15 protein-coding genes are annotated in these 21,008 nt (G+C 74.8%); 4 read left to right on the forward strand and 11 right to left on the reverse strand.

What is annotated here, in order from left to right:
* Positions 1-104 precede the first annotated feature (104 nt).
* On the reverse strand, positions 105-1,001 hold the full coding sequence (locus ACIRST_RS05635) for a LysR family transcriptional regulator (protein WP_402800315.1): 897 nt from the start codon (positions 999-1,001) through the stop codon (positions 105-107).
* A 135-nt stretch (positions 1,002-1,136) separates the two neighbouring features.
* On the opposite strand from ACIRST_RS05635, the gene ACIRST_RS05640 reads away from it, so the two are divergent.
* The 3 genes from ACIRST_RS05640 to ACIRST_RS05650 all read left to right on the forward strand — a co-directional run bounded on the left by ACIRST_RS05640 (position 1,137) and on the right by ACIRST_RS05650 (position 3,656).
* Positions 1,137-2,174: a YncE family protein gene (locus ACIRST_RS05640; protein WP_402800629.1), complete on the forward strand. Its 1,038-nt coding sequence runs from the start codon at positions 1,137-1,139 to the stop codon at positions 2,172-2,174.
* Positions 2,175-2,447: 273 nt separating this feature from the next.
* Positions 2,448-3,110, forward strand: a complete 663-nt coding sequence (locus ACIRST_RS05645) for a hypothetical protein (protein ID WP_402800317.1) — start codon at positions 2,448-2,450, stop codon at positions 3,108-3,110.
* Positions 3,111-3,254: 144 nt separating this feature from the next.
* Positions 3,255-3,656, forward strand: a complete 402-nt coding sequence (locus tag ACIRST_RS05650; RefSeq protein WP_350521134.1) for a YccF domain-containing protein — start codon at positions 3,255-3,257, stop codon at positions 3,654-3,656.
* 149 nt (positions 3,657-3,805) lie between these two features.
* On the opposite strand, the gene ACIRST_RS05655 is transcribed toward ACIRST_RS05650, so the two are convergent.
* From ACIRST_RS05655 to ACIRST_RS05695, 9 genes are all read right to left on the reverse strand, one after another.
* Entirely contained in the window at positions 3,806-5,071 is a 1,266-nt protein-coding gene (locus tag ACIRST_RS05655) for an APC family permease (RefSeq protein WP_402800320.1), read from the reverse strand.
* Positions 5,072-5,222: 151 nt separating this feature from the next.
* Positions 5,223-5,666 (reverse strand): SRPBCC family protein, encoded by a 444-nt coding sequence (locus tag ACIRST_RS05660; protein ID WP_402800323.1) that lies wholly within the window; start codon positions 5,664-5,666, stop codon positions 5,223-5,225.
* 134 nt (positions 5,667-5,800) lie between these two features.
* On the reverse strand, positions 5,801-7,441 hold the full coding sequence (locus ACIRST_RS05665) for an AMP-binding protein (protein ID WP_402800325.1): 1,641 nt from the start codon (positions 7,439-7,441) through the stop codon (positions 5,801-5,803).
* A 175-nt stretch (positions 7,442-7,616) separates the two neighbouring features.
* Entirely contained in the window at positions 7,617-7,856 is a 240-nt protein-coding gene (locus ACIRST_RS05670; protein ID WP_350521138.1) for a chaplin, read from the reverse strand.
* 92 nt (positions 7,857-7,948) lie between these two features.
* Positions 7,949-8,266 (reverse strand): hypothetical protein, encoded by a 318-nt coding sequence (locus ACIRST_RS05675; RefSeq protein ID WP_402800327.1) that lies wholly within the window; start codon positions 8,264-8,266, stop codon positions 7,949-7,951.
* Positions 8,263-10,830 carry an Hsp70 family protein gene (locus tag ACIRST_RS05680; RefSeq protein ID WP_350521140.1) on the reverse strand — a complete coding sequence of 856 codons (2,568 nt, stop codon included), beginning with the start codon at positions 10,828-10,830 and terminating at the stop codon, positions 8,263-8,265. The genes ACIRST_RS05675 and ACIRST_RS05680 overlap by 4 nt, the downstream gene beginning before the upstream one ends.
* Positions 10,831-10,861: 31 nt before the next feature.
* Positions 10,862-11,620 (reverse strand): nucleotide exchange factor GrpE, encoded by a 759-nt coding sequence (locus tag ACIRST_RS05685; RefSeq protein ID WP_402800329.1) that lies wholly within the window; start codon positions 11,618-11,620, stop codon positions 10,862-10,864.
* On the reverse strand, positions 11,617-12,042 hold the full coding sequence (locus ACIRST_RS05690) for a hypothetical protein (protein WP_402800331.1): 426 nt from the start codon (positions 12,040-12,042) through the stop codon (positions 11,617-11,619). Before ACIRST_RS05690 ends, ACIRST_RS05685 begins: the two co-directional genes overlap by 4 nt.
* A gap of 190 nt (positions 12,043-12,232) precedes the next feature.
* Entirely contained in the window at positions 12,233-16,495 is a 4,263-nt protein-coding gene (locus tag ACIRST_RS05695; protein WP_402800333.1) for a hypothetical protein, read from the reverse strand.
* Between the two features lie 262 nt (positions 16,496-16,757).
* On the opposite strand from ACIRST_RS05695, the gene ACIRST_RS05700 reads away from it, so the two are divergent.
* Positions 16,758-18,545 carry a serine/threonine protein kinase gene (locus ACIRST_RS05700; protein WP_402800334.1) on the forward strand — a complete coding sequence of 596 codons (1,788 nt, stop codon included), beginning with the start codon at positions 16,758-16,760 and terminating at the stop codon, positions 18,543-18,545.
* Positions 18,546-18,711: 166 nt separating this feature from the next.
* On the opposite strand, the gene ACIRST_RS05705 is transcribed toward ACIRST_RS05700, so the two are convergent.
* Positions 18,712-20,955, reverse strand: a complete 2,244-nt coding sequence (locus tag ACIRST_RS05705) for a heavy metal translocating P-type ATPase (protein ID WP_402800336.1) — start codon at positions 20,953-20,955, stop codon at positions 18,712-18,714.
* Positions 20,956-21,008: the final 53 nt, after the last annotated feature.

Below are 21,008 nucleotides of genomic sequence, written 5' to 3' on the forward strand. Positions count from 1 at the left end.
CGAACGCCCGGCGGCCGCGGAACACCGGCCGCCGGGGCCACCGATCACCGGGGCCACCGATCACCGGGCGCGGTACGGACAGTGGGATCCGTACCGCGCCCGGCTCACTCCTGCCCCGCCTGCCGGACGGCCGCCGCCAGGTGCTCGCGGAACCAACGGTGGCCCGGGTCGGCCGAGTTGCGCGGGTGCCAGGCCATCCCCAGCTCCAGCGGGTCGAGTTCGAGCGGGATCGGGAAGGTCCGCAGGCCCAGCGCCGCGACCGTCTCCGGCAGCCAGTCCGCCACCCCGAGCGCGACCAGGTCGCTGTCCCGGGCCAGCAGCATCGCGCTGGTGTGACTCGGCACCACCACCGCCACCCGGCGCCGCAGCCCGCGCTCGGCCAGCGCGGCGTCGATCGGCCCGAGCCGCCTGCCGCGCCGCGAGACGCCGATGTGGTCGGCCGCGGCGAAGCGCCGTGCGGTGATCCGCCCGTCGAACAGCGGATGCCCACCGCGGGCCACGCCCACCAGGGGCGCCCGGACCAGTGGCCGGCTGCGGATCTCCGGGTCCAGGTGCCCCAGCACGCCCACCTCGACGTCGACGAGCCCCTGCCGCAGCGCCGGCCCGCCCTCCAGCGCCTCCGGCAGGAACACCGTGTCGACCTTGGGCGCCTCCGCGCGGATCCGCTCGGTCAGCGACCCGGCCACCCGGACCAGGACGACGTCACTGGTCTGCACGGTGAAGGTCCGCTCCAGGTGAACCGGCTCGAACCCTGCCCCGGGGCGCAGCACGTTGTCGCAGTCGCGCAGCAACGCGCCCACCTCCTCCCGGAGTTCGAGCGCCCGCGGGGTCGGCACCATCCCCTGTCCGGCCCGCACCAGCAGCGGGTCGCCGACCGCCCGGCGCAGCCGGGCCAGCGTCCGGCTCACCGCCGCCGGTGAGGTTCCGAGCCGCTCGGCGGCCTTGGTCACACTGTTCTCCTGCAGCAGGGCGTCCAGGGCCCGCAGCAAGTTGAGGTCCATCCATGGCTCCTGAGCTGCATCTTTGCGTTCCGGTCAACTATCCCGTGCCCATCCTTGCATTGTTCCGCCGCCCCGGGAGCCGGAGAGTGGAGACGTCCACCGGGAAACCCGCTTCAAGGAGCACCTGTGTCCACCATGTCCCGTTCCCACCTCGCCGGAGACGTCCTCGCCGCCGTCAGCCAGAGCGGCCCGACCGTCTCCTTCTTCGACGCCGCCACCGACCGGCTCCTCGACACCGTCGAAGTCCTCGCCGAGCCGCACGAGTTGTGCTTCGACCCGACCCAGCGCCTGCTCTGGTGCACCAGCGCCTACCACTCCGGCTACTACCACGCCAACGGCGGCCGCCGCACCGAGCTGACCGTGATCGACGCCGACACCCGCCGGATCGTCGAGGTGATCGACCTCGCCCCCGAACACGGCCCGCACGGCCTGGCGTTGGACACCGCCCGCGGTCGCCTCTACGTCAGCGTGGAGGGCGGCCCGGACCGCCCCGGCGGCGTCGTGGTCGTCGACACCGACACCCGCCGCCCGATCGGCCGGATCGACACCGACGCCCCCGGCCCGCACTGGTTCGCCGTCTCCCCGGACGGTCGCACCGGCTTCGCCACCAACAAGGAGGCCCCGTTCGTCTCGATCGTGGACCTCGACAAGGGCGTCCTGACCGCCAAGGTCGAGGTCCCCGGCAGCGAGGGCCTCGCCGTCTCCCCCGACGGCACCCGGGCGTACGTCGCCGCGCCCTACCTCGGCTTCGCCGGCCGGCCCGACGCGACCCCCGGCATCCGCGTCATCGACGCCCGCACGGCCTCGGTCGTCGACACCCTCCCGACCGGGTCCGCCGCGCTCCCCGTCCACCTCACCTCCACCGGCAAGCTCCTGGCCGGCGAGGTCCGTTCGGCCCCCGACCCGGATTCCCGGCTGGGCCGCCAGCTCCCCGGCCGCCTCAGCGTCTTCTCCACCGAGGACCACCGGCTCCTCGGCGCCGTCGAGATCGGCCTCTTCCCCCTGACCATCGCCTCCTCCCCGGACGGCCGACTCGCCTACGTCTCCTCCGTCGTCTCCTCCACCGTCGACGTCATCGACCTCGACACCCTCACGCCGGTCTCCCGCCTCACCCTCCCCAAGCGCGCCGAGCCCGGCGCCCACGGCCTCGCCTACCTCCCCCGCCCCGCCTGACCCGCCCCGCCCACACCGGGGCCCCGGCCCCGGACCTTCCCCCGAAATGCACCCCTGGGACCGATCGGGGTCGGTGGTGTTCGGAAACGAGCCCGATCGGCCGGGGGCGCCGGCTGACCACCCCGGGCCACGGCCACCCGGCGGCCCACGCGGGAAGCCCCGGACCGGCACCGCTTAGGGTCGGGGACGGATCAAGACCAGTCGGGCCGTCGGGAGGCGAACATGCGCTTCGGCAGGAACAGGAACAGCTCCGCGGAACCTCCCGTCGAGCCCGTGAGCTGGGAACGGGTCAGGGAGTTCGTGATCGGCGACGTCGAACGACCGGCCACCCCCACGCGAAACCGCATCGGCTGGGGCCCTCGCGCCGTCCGCGTCGCCAAGGGCGGCAGGAACGACCGTGTCCTCGCCCCCTGCGCCTACCTCGCCACCTCGGCTGCGCCGCCCGTACCGGCGTCGGCGCCGCCGCCCGCAGGCCCTTCACTCACCCTCTTCGAGGACCTCGGCGCGAACCGTCTGCTCTGCTACGTCGGCGAGCGGATCGAGGTCGACGGCGAGCGGCACCACCCTGTCCACGACGGGCAGGGGCAGCTCATCGGAACCGTCCGCCGCGTTCCGCCCCGGCGTCCCTTCCGCCACACCTGGGCCATCGACCAGCCCGGCCACCCCGTGATCGTCGGCCGTAACCAGTGGATCGCGGGCGGCTCTCCGAAGGACGCGCTCGGGCTGGCGGCGGGCCGCTTGGCACTCGGCGTCGCGGATGCCCTCACCAGCTTCGGGGCGGAGGGCGGCGACCTGCCGCACAGGTCACGCACGCTGGAGTGGCGTGCCGACGGCGAGGTGGTGATGACGTCGGAAGGCAGCGAGAAGGTCACCATGAAGGCGGAGTGGATCGACCGGCGCCTGGCGTTCGCCTTCGCGCTCGTGGGAGACCGCTGAGTCGGCCGGCCTCACTTCGACCGCGGGTTGAGGCCGTACCCCGGACCGACCCCTGAGGCACAACCCCCGAGGGCGTAGACACGCCCTCCGGCGGGCATGGGACGGTCGTGGTGCAACGCGATCGGCCGTGAGAAGGTACCAAGCATGAGTGCAGTGAAGTTCATCCTCAATGTCATCTGGTTGGTTTTCTGCGGCATTTGGATGGCTCTTGCCTACGCGGTCGCCGGAATCATCTGCTGCGTCCTCATCATCACCATCCCCTTCGGCATCGCGTCCTTCCGCCTCGCGGGCTTCATCCTGTGGCCGTTCGGGCGGACGGCGGTGGAGCGGTCGGACGCCGGGGCGGCGTCCTGCGTCGGCAATGTGATCTGGCTGGTCTTCGCCGGGTGGTGGCTGGCGCTGGCGCACCTGATCACCAGCGTTCCGCTGTTCCTGTCGATCATCGGGATCCCCTTCGGCTGGGCCAACCTGAAGATGATCCCGGTCTCGCTGACGCCGCTCGGCCGCGAGATCGTCTCGACGGACGAGCCGTGGGGCGGCCGGTAACACCCGCGTACGCCGACGGCCGGCGAGGCACTGCGCCTCGCCGGCCGTCGGCGTTCCTGCGGTCCGGGTGCCGGCCCGGGGCGGGGCCGGGCTCGCCGGGGGCTGGTCCGACGGGCTGCCCGCACCGGCTCGCCGGCTGACGGGGGGCCTCAGCGGCGGGCCACCGCCTTGCGCAGGCCGTACGCGGCGGCGCCGAGCCCGAGCACCACCGCGCCCGACAGGACGGAGGCCGCCGGGAGGGCGAAGGCCAGCGCGAGGCAGCCGGCCGTACCGACGACCGGGACGATCCTCGGCGGGCGGCGCTCGCCCGGCGTGAGGGTCCAGGCGGAGGCGTTGGCGACGGCGTAGTAGGCGAGCACGCCGAAGGAGGAGAAGCCGATCGCGCCGCGCACGTCGCCGACGGCCGCGACGACGGCCACCACCGCGCCGACGGCCAGCGCGGCGCGGTGCGGCACGCCGAAGCGCGGGTGGACGGCGGCCAGGGCGTGCGGCAGGTGGCGGTCGCGCGCCATCGCGAGCGTGGTGCGCGAGACGCCGAGGATCAGCGCGAGCAGCGAGCCGAGGGCCGCCACCGCCGCCCCGGCGCGCACCACCGGAGCCAGCCCGGGCGCCCCGGCGGCCCGGACCGCGTCCGCCAGCGGCGCCGCGGCGTGGGCGAGGCGTTCGGGGCCGAGTACGGCCAGGACAGCGAGCGCGACGGCCGTGTACACCACCAGGGTGATGCCCAGCGCGAGCGGGATCGCGCGCGGGATCGTGCGCTGCGGGTCGCGCACCTCCTCGCCGAGGGTGGCGATCCGGGCGTACCCGGCGAAGGCGAAGAACAGCAGGCCGGCGGCTTGCAGCACCCCGTGGAACCCGGCGTCCGCGTCGACCGCCCAACGGCCGGCGTCCGCCTGGCCGCCGCTCAGGCAGGCCACCACCACGGCGGCGAGCACGCCCAGCACGACGGCGACGATCGCCCGCGTCAGCCAGGCGGCCTTCTGCACGCCGACGTAGTCGACCGCGGTCAGCGCCACGACCGCGGCGACCGCGACGGCGTGGGCCTGGGCGGGCCAGACGTAGGAGCCCACGGTGAGCGCCATCGCCGCGCAGGAGGCGGTCTTGCCGATGACGAAGCCCCACCCGGCGAGGTACCCCCAGAACTCGCCGAGCCGCTCCCGGCCGTAGACGTAGGTGCCGCCGGACTGCGGGTAGCGGGCGGCGAGCCGGGCGGAGGACGTCGCGTTGCAGTACGCCACCACCCCGGCCAGCGCCAGTCCGATCAGCAGCCCGGAGCCGGCGGCGGCCGCGGCGGGCGCCAGCGCGGCGAAGACGCCCGCGCCGATCATCGACCCCAGCCCGATCACCACGGCGTCGAACACGCCCAGGTGCCGCCGCAACTCCCCCGGCCCGGCAGCCGACGCCGACCCACTCATTGACCTGCACCTCTTCCCGTCGGGCCCGAACGACGGCGCACGATACCGGAGCGAAGCGAACGCCGAGGGGCCGGCAGCGGCCGCCCGGGACGGGGCTGCGCAGGACGGGGCTGCGCAGGACGGGCTCCGGACGGGGGTCGGTGCGGAGCGGTCAGCCGGTGAGGCGGGCTTCGAGGGCGCGCAGGTCCTTGGTGAGCGAGGAGCGGACCTGGCGGGACATCAACGGCCCGGTGAGGCGGTGGAAACCGGTGGATCCGCCGCGGACGCGGATGCGGGCGAAGGTGCCGCCCTGGGTGGGCTCGAAGGTGTAGGTGACGTGCATCGGCATCGGCCCGGCCACCGAGACCATGTCGAGCACCTGCGGCGGGGCGTAGCCGGCCACCCGCAGCACGTATTCGAAGCGCCGCCCGAGGAAGTGGGCGGTCCGGGTGACCTCGGCGCCCACGCCGAAGCCCCCGGTGTCGGCCTCCCGGGTGAGGGCGGCGCTGCGGATTCCCTGGGTCCACTCGTGGTCGCGGCGCCAGTCCATGGCGTAGCCGGCGACCTCGGCGGGCGGACGGGGGATCAGGCGTTCCACGGTGACGTCGAGGGACATGATCACACTCTCCCGCCCGGCGGCCGGGTTCGCCCCCGGACCGGCCCGGTCAGCGGCCGCAGGGGCCGGCGGTGTCACCGGATCGGTCGACGGGGTGCGGCGCGCAGGCGGCCGCCGGCCCGACCGGGTCGGCCCTACAGCCCCAGGATCCGCTGCGCCTCCTCGCGCATCTCGACCTTCCGGATCTTCCCGGTGACCGTCATCGGGAACTCCTCGACCACGTGCACGTAGCGCGGGATCTTGAAGTGTGCGAGCCGGCCGGCGCAGTACTCCCGGACGGCCTCCGCGGTGAGCGGTTCGGCGCCCTCGCGCATCCGGACCCAGGCCATCAGCTCCTCGCCGTACTTCGGGTCGGGGACACCGATGACCTGGACGTCCAGGACGTCCGGGTGGGCGTGGAGGAACTCCTCGATCTCGCGCGGGTAGAGGTTCTCGCCGCCGCGGATCACCATGTCCTTGATCCGCCCGGTGATGGCGAGGTACCCGTCCTCGTCCATCACCGCGAGGTCCCCGGTGTGCATCCAGCGCGCGGCGTCGACGGCCTCGGCGGTGCGCTCGGGCTCGCCCCAGTAGCCGAGCATGACGGAGTAGCCGCGGGTGCACAGCTCGCCGGGCTCGCCGCGCTGGACGGTACGGCCGGTGACCGGGTCGACGACCTTGACCTCCAGGTGCGGGCCGACCCGGCCGACGGTGGAGACCCGGCGCTCGACCGGGTCGTCGACGCGGGTCTGGGTGGAGACCGGCGAGGTCTCGGTCATGCCGTAGCAGATGGAGACCTCGGCCATGCCCATCCGCCCGATGACCTCCTTCATCACCTCGCTCGGGCAGGGCGAGCCGGCCATGATGCCGGTCCGCAGGCTGCCGAGGTCGTGGCGCTCGAAGTCCGGGTCGGCGAGCTCGGCGATGAACATGGTCGGCACGCCGTACAGCGAGGTGCAGCGCTCGGCGGCGACGGCGGCCAGCGTGGCGCCGGGCTCGAAGGACGGCGCCGGGATCACCGTGCAGGCGCCGTGCGAGGTGGCCGCCAGGTTTCCCATCACCATGCCGAAGCAGTGGTAGAAGGGGACCGGGATGCAGATCCGGTCCTGCTCGGTGTAGTCGAGCAGCTCGCCGACGAAGTACCCGTTGTTGAGGATGTTGTGGTGCGAGAGGGTCGCACCCTTGGGGAAGCCGGTGGTCCCCGAGGTGTACTGGATGTTGATCGGGTCGTCGGGGGCCAACTCGCCCTGGCGGGCGGCGAATTCCGCGACCAGCCGCGGGCCGGCCCGCCGGCCGGCGGCGAGCAGGTCGTCCCAGGTCGGGCCGCCGATCAGCAGCACCCGCTCCAACTCGGGGCAACGGGGCCGGACGTCGTCGATCATCGCGGCGTAGTCGGAGGACTTGAACCGCTCGGCGGCGACCAGCAGCCGGATGCCCGCCTGGTTCAGCACGTACTCCAGCTCGTGCGCGCGGTAGGCGGGGTTGACCGTGACCAGGACGGCGCCGAGCTTGGCCGTGGCGTACTGGGTGAGCGTCCACTCGGCGCAGTTGGGCGCCCAGATGCCGACCCGGTCGCCCTTGGCGATGCCGAGCTCCAGCAGGCCGAGGGCGACGGCGTCGACGTCGGCGGCGAGTTCGGCGTACGTCCAGCGGCGGGCGGTGGGGCGGTCGACCAGGGCGTCGCGGTCGGGGAAGGCGCGCACCGCGCGGTCCAGGTTCTCCCCGATGGTGTCGCCGAGCAGGGGGACGTCCGAGGTACCGGAGGAGTAGCTGCGCGGGGTCGGCGTGGTCGGCACGTGCGGGCTCCTGGGTGCGACGGGGCGGGTCGGGGACCATGGTCCCGTTCCCGGGGCCCTGCCGCCACCCCCGAACGGGGGTACCGGAGCGCGCCCGGGCGCGGCACGACCGGCCCGGCCCCGGACGCGGCGCTGGGGCCGCCCGTCGGTTCGACGGACGGCCCCAGCGCACGGGTCACGCGTTGATGCAGGTGTTGCCGATGGCCGGGTTCAGGATCGAGATGATGCCGATCGTGTTGCCGCAGACGTTGGCTTCGAGGTTGATCGGGATCTGGATCTGGTTGCCCGACAGCACACCGGGCGAGCCGTAGGCGACACCGTTGGCGGTCGCGTCGCCCGCGGCGGCGGTGCCGGCACCGGCCAGGACGGCCACGGCGGCGAGCGCCGTGGCGGCGAGGGTGGTGCGAATACGCATTGCGTCACTCCTTGTGAGGGTGGCGAACATCCGTGTGACGATCACACTCGCACCGATGGAACGCGACGGCAGGTCGGGAGGGTCCGAATTGGTCACTCAGAGGGCGTGTCGCCCTCACGCCCCACCCGCACCAGGCCCGCCGGCCCCGCCACGCTCAGTGATTCCAGCAGCTCCCGGGCCGGGTACAGGCCCGGCTCCGCCTCCAGGGCGCCCCGCAGCCGGAACCGCGCCGTCGCCTCGTCGCCGGCCGCCAGCGCCTCCAACGCCCGGTTGTAATCGATCCGACCGGCGTAACGCAGCCGGAACAGGGCGGACAGGTCCTCACGGCAGGAGGGGCAGCACAGGCTCCGCGGATCCGCCGCGACCTTGCACAGCGGACAGAGCACCTCCGGGTCGGCAACAGCGCTCATCGCGGCCCCGCCTCCTCCGGGCGCACCGGGCCGAGCGACTCCGCGGCCGGCTCGCTGCCGAGCTCCCGCTGCGCCTGCGCGTACAGCGCCAGCAGGTTCGACATGTGCTTGTTGACCTCCTCCATGTTGGGCGCCTCCACGGCGGCGTCCAGGCCGCGCAGCTCCGCCATGATCAGCTGCCCCAGGGCGGGCGAGACCATGTTCTGGGTCACGTAGACGTTGCACATGGTCAGCATCCGCATGGTGTGACCGAGCGAGTCGCACAGCTCGTCCGCCCGCTGGGCCGCGCGCATCGCGCCCTCCCAGTCGGCCGCCTCGCGGCGCAGCCGCAGCTCGGCGGAGACCGACCGCAGCCGGTCCAGGTCGCTCGGGTCGAGGTGCTTCTCGCAGTAGTGGATGAACAGGCTCAGGTACGCCTCCGAGCCGCGCACCCAGCGCTGGGCCTTGAGCTGGCGCTGGGCCCGCTCCAGCGCCTCGTCCACCGACTGGCCGCGGGTCTGACCGGCCGCCAGGTCGTCCAGGGAGTCCATCAGCCGCTGCGCCTCGCGCATCTCGGCCTCGGTCAGCTCCCCGCCCCAGCGGTCGGTGAAGGTCTCGATCTGCCGCTGCTGCTCCTCGACCTGCACCTTCAGCTCCGGGTCCAGGGTGACCCGCTCCAGCTTGACGGTCTTCTCCGCGCCGCCCTGGATCCGTACCGACAGGGTGATGGTGCGGTCGCGGTCGAGGCCGAAGGAGACCTCCACCGGGGTGCGCCCGCCCAGGCCCTCGGGCAGCCGCAGGGTGAGGTGGCCGATCAGCTCGTTCTGCTGGGCGATCTCGTGCTCGCCCTCGTAGACCGCCACCTCCAGCCGCTGCCGGCCACTGCCGGAGACCACGAACTCCCGGCTGACCGGCGAACTCGTCGGGTAGCTGGTGTTCTTGGGGATGATGACGGCGAGCCGGCCGTCGTTGAGCTCGATGCCGAGGTTCTTCGGGGTGATGTCGAAGGGGTTGGTCACCTGCATCAGTTCGCCGCAGCCGGTGCAGGTCTCGCTGCCGGGCGGGTTGACCACGCCGCAGGAGGCGCAGCGCAGGCCGACGTCCTCGGCGGCGGTGGAGATCACCTTGGTCAGGCCGGGGGCGGCCGAGTTCAGCGCCTCGCCGCACAGTTCGCAGGCGGTGACGCCGGGGGCCGCCGGGGTGCCGCAGCGCGGGCAGTTGTCGCTGCGGACCACGGTGGTGGCCTGGACCTGCTTCGGGACGGTCGCGCCGCCGGCCGAACCACCCGTTTCCTGGCCGCACTTGGGGCAGTCGGCGGCCGCGGAGTCGACCGGGATGTGGCAGGTCGGGCAGGAGACCCGGTCACCACCGAGCAGGGAGGTCGCACAGTTGGCGCAGTTGGAGGCGGAGAGGTCCCCGGGGGCCCGGCACTCCGGGCACTCCACCTCGCCGACCAACGCGGACTGCACGGCCGCGCCGAGTGCCACGCACTGCATCGGGTTGACGCCGCGCCGGATCCGGCGGGGGCCGAACACCTCGCCGAGCCGCCGGGCGACCAGCGGGATCGCGGTCGAGCCGCCGACCAGCACCACCTCGTCGATGTCCCCGACGGTCAGGTTGGCCTGCATGATGGCCTTGTGGGTCAGCTCGATGGTCCGCTCGATCTGGGTCTCGATCAGCTCCTCGAAGCGGGCGCGCTCGAACTCCGTCTCCAGCACCAGCTGTCCGGCGCCGAGACCGGGCAGGATGACCTCGGAGGACTCCTGGTTGGAGAGCTCGATCTTGATGGTCTCGGCGGTGGAGGCGATCTTCGGGCGGTCGCGCAGGTCGGGCTGGTAGTCCGAGCCGTACTCCTCGCGGATGTCCTCCAGCAGCGCGGTGGTGATCGCCCGGTCGAAGTCGTCGCCGCCGAGCAGGTTGTCGCCCTCGATGCCGAGCACCGACACCGAACCGGGCACCAGCAGCAGGATGGAGATGTCGAAGGTGCCGCCGCCGAGGTCGTAGACCAGCACGGTCCTGCCCTCGTCGCCCGCCTCGGAGGTGATCCCGTACGCGAGCGCGGCGGCGGTCGGCTCGTTGATGATCCGCAGCACGTGCAGCCCGGCCATCCGGCCCGCCTCCTGGGTGGCGGCGACCTGCCGCTCGCCGAAGTAGGCGGGGACGGTGATGACGGCGCGGTGGAAGGGCTCGCCGAAGCGCTGCTCGGCGTCCTCCTTGAGCCGGTGCAGAACGATCGCGGAGATCTCGATCGGGGTGTACGAGCGGCCGTTGAACCAGACGTTGACGTCACCGTCGGTGCCCGCGGTGACCTTGTAGTCGACCTCCTTGAGGGCGGCCTGCACCTGCGGGTCCTTGAACTTGCGGCCCATGAAGCGCTTGACCGAGCGGATCACGTTGGCGCCGTCGATGGCGATCCGGCTGCGCGCGGTGGAGCCCACCAGCAGCTCGCCCTTGCGGCCGCTGCCGACGACGGAGGGCGTGGCCTCCTGGTTCTGCCGGTTGAAGATGATCTCCGGCTCGCCCCGGCGCAGGTGGGCGACCACGGAGTTGGTGGTGCCCAGGTCGATGCCGAGTGTGCGGTACATGTCGTTCCCCTCTTGCCCCTCGTGGTCCTGGCTACTTCTTGCGCTTGGCCCGCTTGCCCGCGGCCGTCGCCTTGCGGCGGGCCCGGGGCGGGGCCGCCTTGGGCTGGGCGCGGACGGGCTGCACGGCGGCGGGATCGCCTGCTCCGGCGGCCTCGGCCGGCACGGTCGTCTCGGCGGCTTCGGGTGCTTCGGCCGCTTCGGCAGCGGGTTCGGCCGGCACGGCCTCGGGCTCCCCGGCCCCCTCGGTCATCCCGGGTTCCCCGATGCCCTCGGGCTGCAGCGTCTCCGTGTCGGGCGCCCGTTCCGGCTCCGGTGCGGCGACCACCACCTGGGCCCGCCGCAGCACCTCGTCCTCCCAGAAGAACCCGGTGACCACCGTCCGCACCACCGTCTCCGGCACCACCCCGGGCCGGACCTCGGTGCCGACGATCTCGGTCAGCTCCGGATCCGCCGGCATGCCCTCCAGCCGCATCGGACGGACCTTGGCCTTGGCGAGTCGGCCGAGCAGCCGCCGCCGGGTGGCCTCGATGCCCTCACCGCGTCCCAGCGCGACCAGCTCGCGGTCCAGGCCGAGGGCGGCGAGCGCGTCGTCCACCTCGACCAGGATGCCCAGCAGGTCGCGCTGCTCGGCCCGGGCGGTCTGCCGCTGCTCCGTCAGTTTGCTCCCCAGGAGGGAGGACCGGAAGAGCAGTTGGACGAACTTCCGCTCCAGGTCGACCTCCTCGACGCCCGGCGGGATCTCCAGCCGCCGGTGGCCGTCGAGCGGGGATGCGGTCGGTGCGTCGGTCATTCGGGTACCTCGATCTGCGGCAGCACGGACAGGTCGGCCGCGTAGCGGGCGGGGACGGGCGGTTCGGGGTCGGCGCCCGGCGGGGCGGGCTCGGCGAAGTCGGCGGCCAGCTCGGCGCGGTGCAGCGTCAGCAGGGCGGGGACGGGCGGCAGCGGCGGCCGCTCGATCACCAGCAGCGGTTCGGTGAGCGCCGGGGCCAACAGGTCGGCGGCCCGGTCGACGGGCTCCGGCGGGAGGGGCTGCTGGAGGTCGGACTCCAGCCGCCGGTCCGGGTTCCGCAGCAGCGCGGCGGCCTCCTGGATCTGCTGGCGGGTGTGACGGCCCGCCCGCATCGCCGGTCCGACGGCGAGGTTGATCTCGCGCACACCGGCCGTGAGCGGGATGCCCAGGACCTCGTACGGCGACGGTTCAGGCAGTGGCATGGCGGGCGGTCCCTCTCCTCACGATCACGACTCACGACTCACGACTCAGGACGGGCGGCTCTCGGCGGGCGGGGGTCTCGACGGACGGCTCTCGGCGGGCCGGCCCCGACCGGCCGGTCCCGACGGCCGGGACGGCGGCCGGCGCCGGGGCGCACGGTCTAGGACGACGGCAACTGCCGTGCGGTTGCCGTCAGTAGAGCGAGTTGATCCGCCGCTGCATGGCGCGCAGCTCCAGGTCCTCCGGGTTGTGCTCGACGGCCTTGCGGGCCAGATCGCGGGCCTCCCGCAGCTGCCGGGCGTTGGCCCGCTGGACGGCGTACGAGCCGTAGACGATGCCGAGCTCGCGGTGCAGCTTGTCATCGTCCTCCGGGGTGCGGGACAGACCGAGCGCCTCCTCCAGCAGCCGGAGCGCCTCCTGGTAGCGGCGGGCCTCGTAGTGGCCGATGGCCTCGCCGCGCCAGACGCTGACCATCAGGCGGCGGATGTCCGTCGAGTCGTCGTACGACTTGGCCTTCTGCAGCACGGCGGCCTGGGCGGTGAACGGCTTGTCCCCCATGGCGTCGAGCACGTGGTTGGCGAGCATCACCGCGACCCGGCGCGGCGCCTCGTGCTCGGCGTCGCCGTCCCACTCCGGGTCGGCGTCCAGCGCCTCGGCCATGCGGCGCACCGCGCGTCCGCGGTCGTCGGCGAAGGCGGCCGAGCGGGCGAGGTGGCGCAGCACGAAGGCGAGGCCGAGCCGGTGGTCCGGGTCGGGGTTGAGGGCGATCAGCGCCCGCCAGGCGTCGGCGGCCTCCTCCAGCTCGGCGTCGGAGGCCTCGGGGCGGCTGAGCTGGCCGGCCCGGTTGCCCAGGGCGGCCTCCAGGAAGTGCCGGGCCGTCGGGTCGCCGGGGACGAGCTCCAGGCTCTTCTGCAGCAGCTCCAGGGCGCGGGGGTAGTCCTTGTCCTCGTTGTTGATCTTGCGGGCCCACTGGGCGTAGGTGGCGCCGAGGTCGCCGCGCACCTCGGGGTCGTCCGGCGCGAGCGCGTACGCCTTCTCCAGCAGCTCGGCCGCTCCCGGCTGGTCGTCCACGGTGCTCTTGAGCAGCGCGCGGGCGGCCCGGACGCCGGACTCGGCGGCGATGGCGGCCGAGTCGGCGGGCAGGGCGGCCCCGGGGACGGCCCCGGCCCGGGTGAGGCAGTCCAGGGCCTCCCGCCAGTCCTGGTTGCGGTGGTGCTCACGGGCCTGGCTGACCAGCGACTCGCCGAGCAGCGACTGCCAGTCCTCGCCGCGCCGCTGCTGGGGCACGGCATCCAGGGCGGCGACGGCGGCGGCCTGGCGGCCCTGCAGCTGGAGGTAGCGCTGCGGGCCGAGCTCGCCGAAGAGGCCGAGGGCGCGGGCCGGGCCGGGAGCGCCGGAGCCGGCGGGCTGCCGCCAGGCCCGTACGGCCTGCTCGAACGCCTCGGCCCAGGCGGCGAGTTCGGGCTCCGCGCGGAACAGCCGGTCGAGCGTGGGGCCGACCGTCAGGCGGCGGGAGGGGCAGCCGGGCAGGGCTATTCGGAGGTCCTCCTGGGCGAAGGCGTCGGCGGTGTGGGCCTCCATGCCGAGGCGCAGCGTCCAGGCGGAGACCTCGTCCCCGCTGCGGCCGGCGGCCCGGTCGAGGGCGCGCAGGTCGTCCCGCAGGCGGTCGATGAGCCCGGTGCGGGCGGCGGCGAGCCGCTGCGGTTCGGGGGTGCGGCCGGTGATCCGGGCGGACTCGGCCCACAGTTCGGGCTGGTGCAGGGCGGCAACCAGGCAGCCGAGCGTCCAGGCCCAGACCTCGTCCCGGGCCGCGCCGGACGCGGCATTCCCGGACGCGGCACTCTCGGACACGGCGCTCTCGGACACGGCGCTCCCGGACACGGCACTCCCGGACACGGCACTCTCGGAGGCAGCCGCCCCGGACGCGGTCGCGAGCCGGTAGCCGGCCAGACCGAGGGCGTGCAGCAGCCGGGGGTGCGCCGGGTCCTTGAGCAGCAGGTCGCGGTAGGCCTCCCAGGCCTCGCGGTGGCGGCCCTCGATGGCGTGCTGGTGCGCCTCGTGCTCGGCGAGCAGGACGAGGGTCTCGGTGGCCCGCGCGTGGCCGGGGGCCAGGCGGAGGGCCTGGCGCAGGTCGCCGGCGGCCCGTCCGGGCCGGCCGGCGGCGAGGGCGGCGCCGGCCCGGCGGATCAGGACGGCGGCGCGGACGGCCGCGGCGTCCGCGGGGAGATCGGCCAGCGCCTCGTCGTGGCGGCCGAGTTCGGCGCGCAGCAGGGCGAGGTCGAGCCGGACCGGTGCCGCGGCGGCGCTGTCGCCGAGCGCCGCCGCCCAGGCCGCGAGGACGGGTTCGGCCTGCTCGGGCGCGCCGGTGCGGCGGGCGCAGTCCAGGACGGCGCGCAGCGCGGGACCGGCGCAGCGGACGCAGCGGGGCGAGCCGGCGCCCTCCGGGGTGTGCAGGTGGTCGGTGCAGGCCTCGCGGCCGCAGCCGGCGCACGCGCCGGTGGCGGGCCGGTCGCAGGCGGCGCAGTCGCCGGCGGGCTCCGCCGCACGGGCGGCTCCCGGTGGCGCCGCGGCGGTCAGGAAGTTCCGGTACCACTCCAGCGCGGCGGCCCAGTTGCCGGCCCGTTCGGCGAGCAGAGCGCGCAGCCGGGCGGTCGCCGGGTCGCCGTTCGGGTCGGGCGGGCCGAGCAGGGCGATCGTCCGGGCCGGGCGGCCGGCCAGCAGGGCGACGGCGGCGAGGTGGTAGCGGTCGCGCAGGCCGCTGCCGGCGTCCAGCAGGGTGCCGACCGGCTCGGTCTTGCCCTCGGCCAGGGCCAGGGCGGCGCGCAACCGGGCCTGGCGGTGGGTCAGGGCGCCGGGCAGGGTGTCGGCGAGGGCGAGCGCGGCGGTGGCGCCGGCCCGCGACTCGGGGCGGTCACGGCCGGTGACCAGCAGGTGGGCGGCCTCGCGCAGGGCGGCCTCGCGGAGGGCGGCGCGGTAGCCGGGGGCGGCCGGGTGCTCAGCGGCGGCCCGCTGCCAGAGTTCGCGGGCGGCGACCGGATCCCCGGTCAGCCGGGTGCGGGCGAGCCGGTCGCGGGCCAGGGCCCGGCGCTCGCTCAGGTCCTCGTCGTCCAGTGGCTCCCAGCGGGCGAGGGCGCCGGCCGGGTCGTCGGTGCGGGCGAGGGCGAGGCCGTGGTGGAAGGCGGCGATGCCGGTCCAGCGGCTGCCCGGTTCGGTGTCGGACTCGGCGCGCAGCAGCGGCTCGGCCTCGGCGGTCCGACCGGCGGCGAGCAGGGCGGCACCGAGCCGGACCCGGGCGGGGCGCCAGTCGGGGGCCCGGTCGAGGCCGGCCCGGTAGTCGGCGGCGGCCTCGGCGTGGCGCTCGGCCCGTTCGTGCACCAGGGCGAGGCCGAACCGGGCCGGGGCGAAGGAGGGTTGGACGGTCAGGGCGGCGGTGAACTGCTCCCGGGCCTGGTCGTCGGCGCCGAGCAGCAGGGCGAGCCGGCCGAGGGCGTAGCGGGGGCGGGGGTCGGTCGGGCTCTCCGCGGTGGCGGCCGCGAAGTCGCTCCAGGCGCCGTCGGTGTTGCCGTGCCGCTGCTTGGCCAGGCCGCGGAAGAGCAGGCAGTCGGTGCGCAGCGCCGGGCCGCGCCCCCACGGGGAGGGCTCGCCGGGGCCGATGTGCAGCGCCTCGTCGAAGGCGGCGACGGCGGCTCCGTCCCGGTGCCGGTTGTAGTGGTGGATGCCCCAGCGGAAGTGGAGCTCGCCGCTGCCGCCGCGGACGGAGTCGGCGACCAGCGTCTCGGCCTCGGCGAGCCGGCCGGTCTCCTGCAGCAGGGCGGCGCGGGCGAGCACCGGCCAGTCGCGGCCGGGCAGGGCGGCGAGGGCGCGGACGGTGGCCTCCTCGCGCTGCTCGGCGGAGCCCTCCCGGCAGCGGCGCTGCAGCCAGTCGAGGGCGCGGGCGGCGGCCTGGGCCTCCTCGCCGGGTTCGGCGCCGGCGGCGGTGGCCTGGAGGAAGGCCAGCAGCGGTCCGAGGTCGCCGTCCGGGGTCCGGGGCCGTTCCCCGGTCTGCGGCGTCCCGTCGGCCGGGTTCCGTTCCCCGCCCCGCATCCGCTCCTCGGCGAGGTGGCGCAGGCTCCACCGGGGCAGTTGGCGGGCCGGGTCGGCGAGCAGCGGGAACGCCTCGCGGTGCAGGGCGAGGGTGGCCGCCCGGTCGCCGGTGGGGATGGTCGCCTCGGCCTGGCCGAGCAGCGCGAGGCCGCGCTGCGGGCCCAGTTCGGCGGGCCCGGCGGCGAGTCGCTTCGCCAGTCGGGCGTAGCGGCGGCGGGCCTGGGCGGCCTTCCCGGCGGTGAGCTGTTCGGCGGCCGCGGCCAGGGCTCTCGCCACCGCGTCGGCGTCCAGGGCTCCTCGGCGGCGCGCCAGTACGACGACGGCCGCACCGGCCAGTGCCACCACGATCAGCAGCACCGCTAGCAGCGCCATGCACCGTCCCCCTGTGTCAGGTTGTCGTCGCCTCCATGATCAACGAGGTTCGAACGATCATGAGTTGACGTCGTGTCGTGATGTTGCTTCTGCGCCATCAGAATAGGCCCTCGATCGGACAGACGAACAGGAAAGAGCACTATCCTGGGCAACGCATGAGCAGGACATGAACAAGCGCACCAACAGCGGTTCGTCGAAAGCATCGAGCGGCCGTCGACCGGGCAGTCAGCAGCGTCGAGCGGTTCATAACGTCGGGGGTCGTGTGTCCGAGTCGCGTTGGGTGCCCGGACTCCGGTTCGGGCCGGAGTTCGACCCCGAGCAGTACGAACTCCTGGAGTTCCACCACCGGGGCGGCGAGGCCGAGGTGTGGCGGGCCGTGCGCACCGGCCACAACGGGCGCAAGGAACTGGTCGCCGCGAAGATCATGCTGGAGCGCGACCCGTCCGAGGTGCGGCGCTGGCTCGGGCGCTGGGACGACGTGTCGCACAACGCGCACCGGCTGGGCGTCACCGACCTGGTGGTGCCCAGCTTCCTGCTCGGCCCCTCCCCGCACCGGCCCGGCGCGGCGCCCTCCGCCGGGCTGCTGGGCTACCAGATCTCGCCCTGGGTCGAGGGCGCGCCGCTGCACACCTGGGCGCGCGGCCAGCGCGGCGGTCCGGCGGCGGTGGCCGAGGTGCTGGCCCGGCTCTGCCGGATCGTCGACGAGCTGCACCGCAAGCGCTGGGTGCACCGCGACATCTCCCCCGCCAACGTCCTGGTGGACGGCCAGGGCCAGGTCAAGCTGATCGACCTGACCTTCCTCGCCCCGCTCGACCACACCCTGACCGTCGCGGTGTTCACCCCCGGGCACGTTCCTCCGGAGGCCGAGCAGGTCGGCGGCTTCCCGACCACCGCCAAGGACCTGTTCGCGGTCGGCACCCTCGCCCGCACCCTGCTGCTGCCCGACCACGGCCGGCTCGACCACCGGCTCGCCGCCGAGCAGGCCCGCGCCGAGCTGCTGGCGGCCGGCTACGGCGAGGAGTTGGCGCGCTGGGCGTGCGAGCCGCTGGCCCGCGACCCGGAGCGCCGTCCCTCCCCGCTCGGCCCGTGGGCCGCCCGCGGCCGCGAACTGCTGCGCTCGCACCGGCCGGTGGCCCGTACCGCGGGACTGGCCGTGCTGCCCGACCGCACCGGCCGCCCGCTGGTGGTCACCGGCGGCTCCGACGGCACCGCGCTGGCCGGCCCCGGCCACACCGGCCGACTGCTGCCCGCCGGACAGGGGCCCGGAGCCGTACGGGAGTTGGCGGCAGGCTGGGCCGGGCGCCAGGGCGAGCTGGTGGTCTGCGCCGAGGACCGCGGCAACACCCTCTGGGTCGGCACGTCGGCCGGCTGGTGGGAGGCGGCGCGCGGGGTCAACGGGCTGGCCGGGGCGGTCGGTCCGGCCGGGGAGATGACGGTCTGGACGGCCGCCGGCGGCGCGCTGCGCTCCTACCGCTGGGCGCCCGGCCTCACCCTCACCGGCCACGAGCTGCCCGGCTGCCCCGCCGACCGGGTGCTCGCCGCCCTGGAGGAACGGCCCGGCTGCTGGCTGGTCCTGGTCGAGCACCACGGCCGGGTGCTGGGCCGGCGGCCCGGCACCACCGAACCGCCCACCCCGGTCGGCCCGGAGGGCGCGCTGCGCGCCGGGGCACTGGCCCGCACCTCCGCCGGCCCGCAGGCCGCCACCCTGCGGCCGGACGGCTCCGTCCAGCTGCACACCCTCGGCTCCGCCGGGCCGGGCACCGAGATCGGCGACGGCGAACCCTCCCTCGACATCGCCATGGCGGGCCACCGCGGCGGCCCGACCATCGCCCTGGCCGGCGCCGGCGGCGTACGGCTGCGGCTCCCGGCCGGCGGCGCCTCCCGCCGTCCCCGCTGGTGGCGGCCCACCCTGCGCCCGGCCACCCGGGTGGCGCTCGCGATGGGCGACGACTGGCGGCTCTGCCTGGCCGCGGTGGTGGAGGGCGAACTGCAGGTCTGGCAGGAGGACGCGGCGTACCGCTGGCAGGCGGTGGAGCTGCCGGAGGACTGACCGGCCGCACCCCGGAAACGCCGGGGCCCCGGAGCCCCGGCGGGGTTCCGGGGCCCCGGCCCGGCGGTGGAGAGTGGTCCGGAGTCCGCACGACACGGCGGAGGCGGTTCAGCGGAAGCGGCGCAGCAGAAGACGCTCAGCGAAGGCCGTTCAGCGGAAGGCCCGTTCAGCGGAAGCGGCGCAGTCGGAGGCTGTTGCCGACCACGAAGACCGAGGAGAAGGCCATCGCCGCGCCGGCGATCATCGGGTTGAGCATCCCGGCCGCGGCCAGCGGCAGGGCGGCGACGTTGTAGCCGAACGCCCAGAACAGATTGCTCTTGATGGTGCCGAGGGTCCGGCGGGAGAGCCGGATGGCGTCCGCCGCGGCCAGCAGGTCACCGCGGACCAGGGTGAGGTCGGCGGCCTCGATCGCGGCGTCGGTGCCGGTGCCCATCGCGAGGCCGAGGTCGGCCTGGGCGAGGGCCGCGGCGTCGTTGACGCCGTCGCCGACCATCGCGACGACCTTTCCCTCGGCCTGCAGCCGCTTGACGACGTCGACCTTGTCCTGCGGCATGACCTCGGCGATCACGTGCTCCGGCGCGATGCCGACCTCGGCCGCCACGGCCTCGGCGACCCGCCGGTTGTCTCCGGTCAGCAGCACCGGGGTCAGGCCCAGTGCGCGCAGCTTGCCGATCGCCTCGGCGCTGGTCGGCTTGACCGCGTCGGCGACCTCCAGGACGGCCCGTGCCTCGCCGTCCCAGCCGACCGCGATCGCGGTGCGGCCGGCCGCCTCGGCGGCGCGCTTGACCCCGACCAGGTCTTCCGACAGGTACTGCGACCACTCGTTGAGCAGCGCCTCCCGGCCGGCCACCACCGCGTGGCCGTCCACCACGCCCTGGACGCCCAGGCCCGGGACGTTCTCGAAGCCCTCGACGGCGGGCAGTTCGCCGGCCTTGGCGGCGGCGTCGGCGATCGCCCGGGCGATCGGGTGCTCGGAGGCGTGCTCCAGGGCGCCCGCCAGGCGCAGCACCTCGGCCTCGGTGGTACTGCCGGTGGTGTGGACGGCTATCAGGGTCATCCGGCCGGTGGTGACGGTGCCGGTCTTGTCCAGGACGATGGTGTCGACCCTGCGGGTGGACTCCAGGACCTCCGGGCCCTTGATCAGGACGCCCAGCTGGGCGCCGCGGCCGGTGCCGACCAGCAGCGCGGTCGGGGTGGCCAGGCCCAGGGCGCACGGGCAGGCGATGATCAGCACGGCGACGGCGGCGGTGAAGGCGGCGGTCCAGCCCTCGCCGGTGCCCAGCCAGTAGCCGAGGGTGGCCACCGCGAGGGTGATCACGATCGGCACGAAGACGGCGGAGATCCGGTCCGCGAGGCGCTGCGCGGCGGCCTTGCCGTTCTGCGCGTCCTCGACCAGCTTGGCCATCCGGGACAGCTGGGTGTCGGCGCCGACCCGGGTGGCCTCGACCACCAGCCGGCCGCCGGCGTTGACGGTGGCGCCGGTGACGCTGCCGCCGACCCCGACCTCGACCGGGACGGACTCACCGGTCAGCATCGAGGCGTCCACCGCCGACGCCCCCTCGACCACCAGGCCGTCGGTGGCGATCTTCTCGCCCGGCCGGACCACGAAGCGGTCGCCCACGGCGAGCTCGGCGATCGGGATGCGCACCTCGGCCGCGCCGCGCAGCACCGTCACGTCCTTGGCGCCCAGTTCCAGCAGCGCCTTGAGCGCGGCACCGGCGGTGCGCTTGGAGCGGGCCTCGAAGTAGCGCCCGGCCAGGATGAAGGCGGTGACGCCGGCCGCCGCCTCCAGGTAGATGTTCGACGCGCCGTCGCTGCGGGCGATGGTGAACTCGAAGCCGTGCCGCATGCCCGGCATCCCGGCGTCGCCGAGGAACAGCGCCCACAGCGACCACAGGAACGCGGCGCCGGTGCCGAGCGAGACCAGGGTGTCCATCGTCGCGGCGCCGTGCCGGGCGTTGGTGAACGCGGCCCGGTGGAACGGCCAGGCGGCGTAGGTGACGACCGGGGCGGCCAGGGTCAGGGACAGCCACTGCCAGTTGTCGAACTGCAGGGCCGGGACCATCGCCATCGCGATCACCGGCACGGCGAGCGCCACCGCGGTGAACAACCGGGCGCGCAGCGGGGCCAGTTCGTCCGCCGGCCGGGTCCGCTCGCCGGCCGGGCCCTCGGTGACCGGGGGCTCGGGCAGCGCCGCGGTGTAGCCGGTGGCCTCGACGGTGGCGATCAGGTCGGCGACCTCGACACCGTCCTCGAAGGAGACCTTCGCCTTCTCGGTGGCGTAGTTGACGCTGGCGGTGACCCCGTCCATCCGGTTGAGCTTCTTCTCGATGCGGGCCGCGCACGAGGCGCACGTCATTCCGCCGATCGAGAGTTCCACCTCCGCGGAGGCGGGTGCCTGCGTAGTCATCGTCGCTCCTCGTGACAGTCGTCTTGCCGGTCGTGCGGTGCGTTCGGCGGGCC

The organism is Kitasatospora sp. NPDC101447 (assembly GCF_044767225.1).
Taxonomy (GTDB): Bacteria; Actinomycetota; Actinomycetes; order Streptomycetales; family Streptomycetaceae; genus Kitasatospora.

Coding starts and splice junctions, on each gene's coding strand:
- ACIRST_RS05650 (WP_350521134.1), top strand. CDS start 3,255: ATGAGTGCAGTGAAGTTCATCCTCAATGTCATCTGGTTGGTTTTCTGC.
- ACIRST_RS05655 (WP_402800320.1), bottom strand. CDS start 5,071: ATGAGTGGGTCGGCGTCGGCTGCCGGGCCGGGGGAGTTGCGGCGGCAC.
- ACIRST_RS05695 (WP_402800333.1), bottom strand. CDS start 16,495: ATGGCGCTGCTAGCGGTGCTGCTGATCGTGGTGGCACTGGCCGGTGCG.
- ACIRST_RS05660 (WP_402800323.1), bottom strand. CDS start 5,666: ATGTCCCTCGACGTCACCGTGGAACGCCTGATCCCCCGTCCGCCCGCC.
- ACIRST_RS05680 (WP_350521140.1), bottom strand. CDS start 10,830: ATGTACCGCACACTCGGCATCGACCTGGGCACCACCAACTCCGTGGTC.
- ACIRST_RS05640 (WP_402800629.1), top strand. CDS start 1,137: ATGTCCCGTTCCCACCTCGCCGGAGACGTCCTCGCCGCCGTCAGCCAG.
- ACIRST_RS05675 (WP_402800327.1), bottom strand. CDS start 8,266: ATGAGCGCTGTTGCCGACCCGGAGGTGCTCTGTCCGCTGTGCAAGGTC.
- ACIRST_RS05705 (WP_402800336.1), bottom strand. CDS start 20,955: ATGACTACGCAGGCACCCGCCTCCGCGGAGGTGGAACTCTCGATCGGC.
- ACIRST_RS05670 (WP_350521138.1), bottom strand. CDS start 7,856: ATGCGTATTCGCACCACCCTCGCCGCCACGGCGCTCGCCGCCGTGGCC.
- ACIRST_RS05635 (WP_402800315.1), bottom strand. CDS start 1,001: ATGGACCTCAACTTGCTGCGGGCCCTGGACGCCCTGCTGCAGGAGAAC.
- ACIRST_RS05690 (WP_402800331.1), bottom strand. CDS start 12,042: ATGCCACTGCCTGAACCGTCGCCGTACGAGGTCCTGGGCATCCCGCTC.
- ACIRST_RS05685 (WP_402800329.1), bottom strand. CDS start 11,620: ATGACCGACGCACCGACCGCATCCCCGCTCGACGGCCACCGGCGGCTG.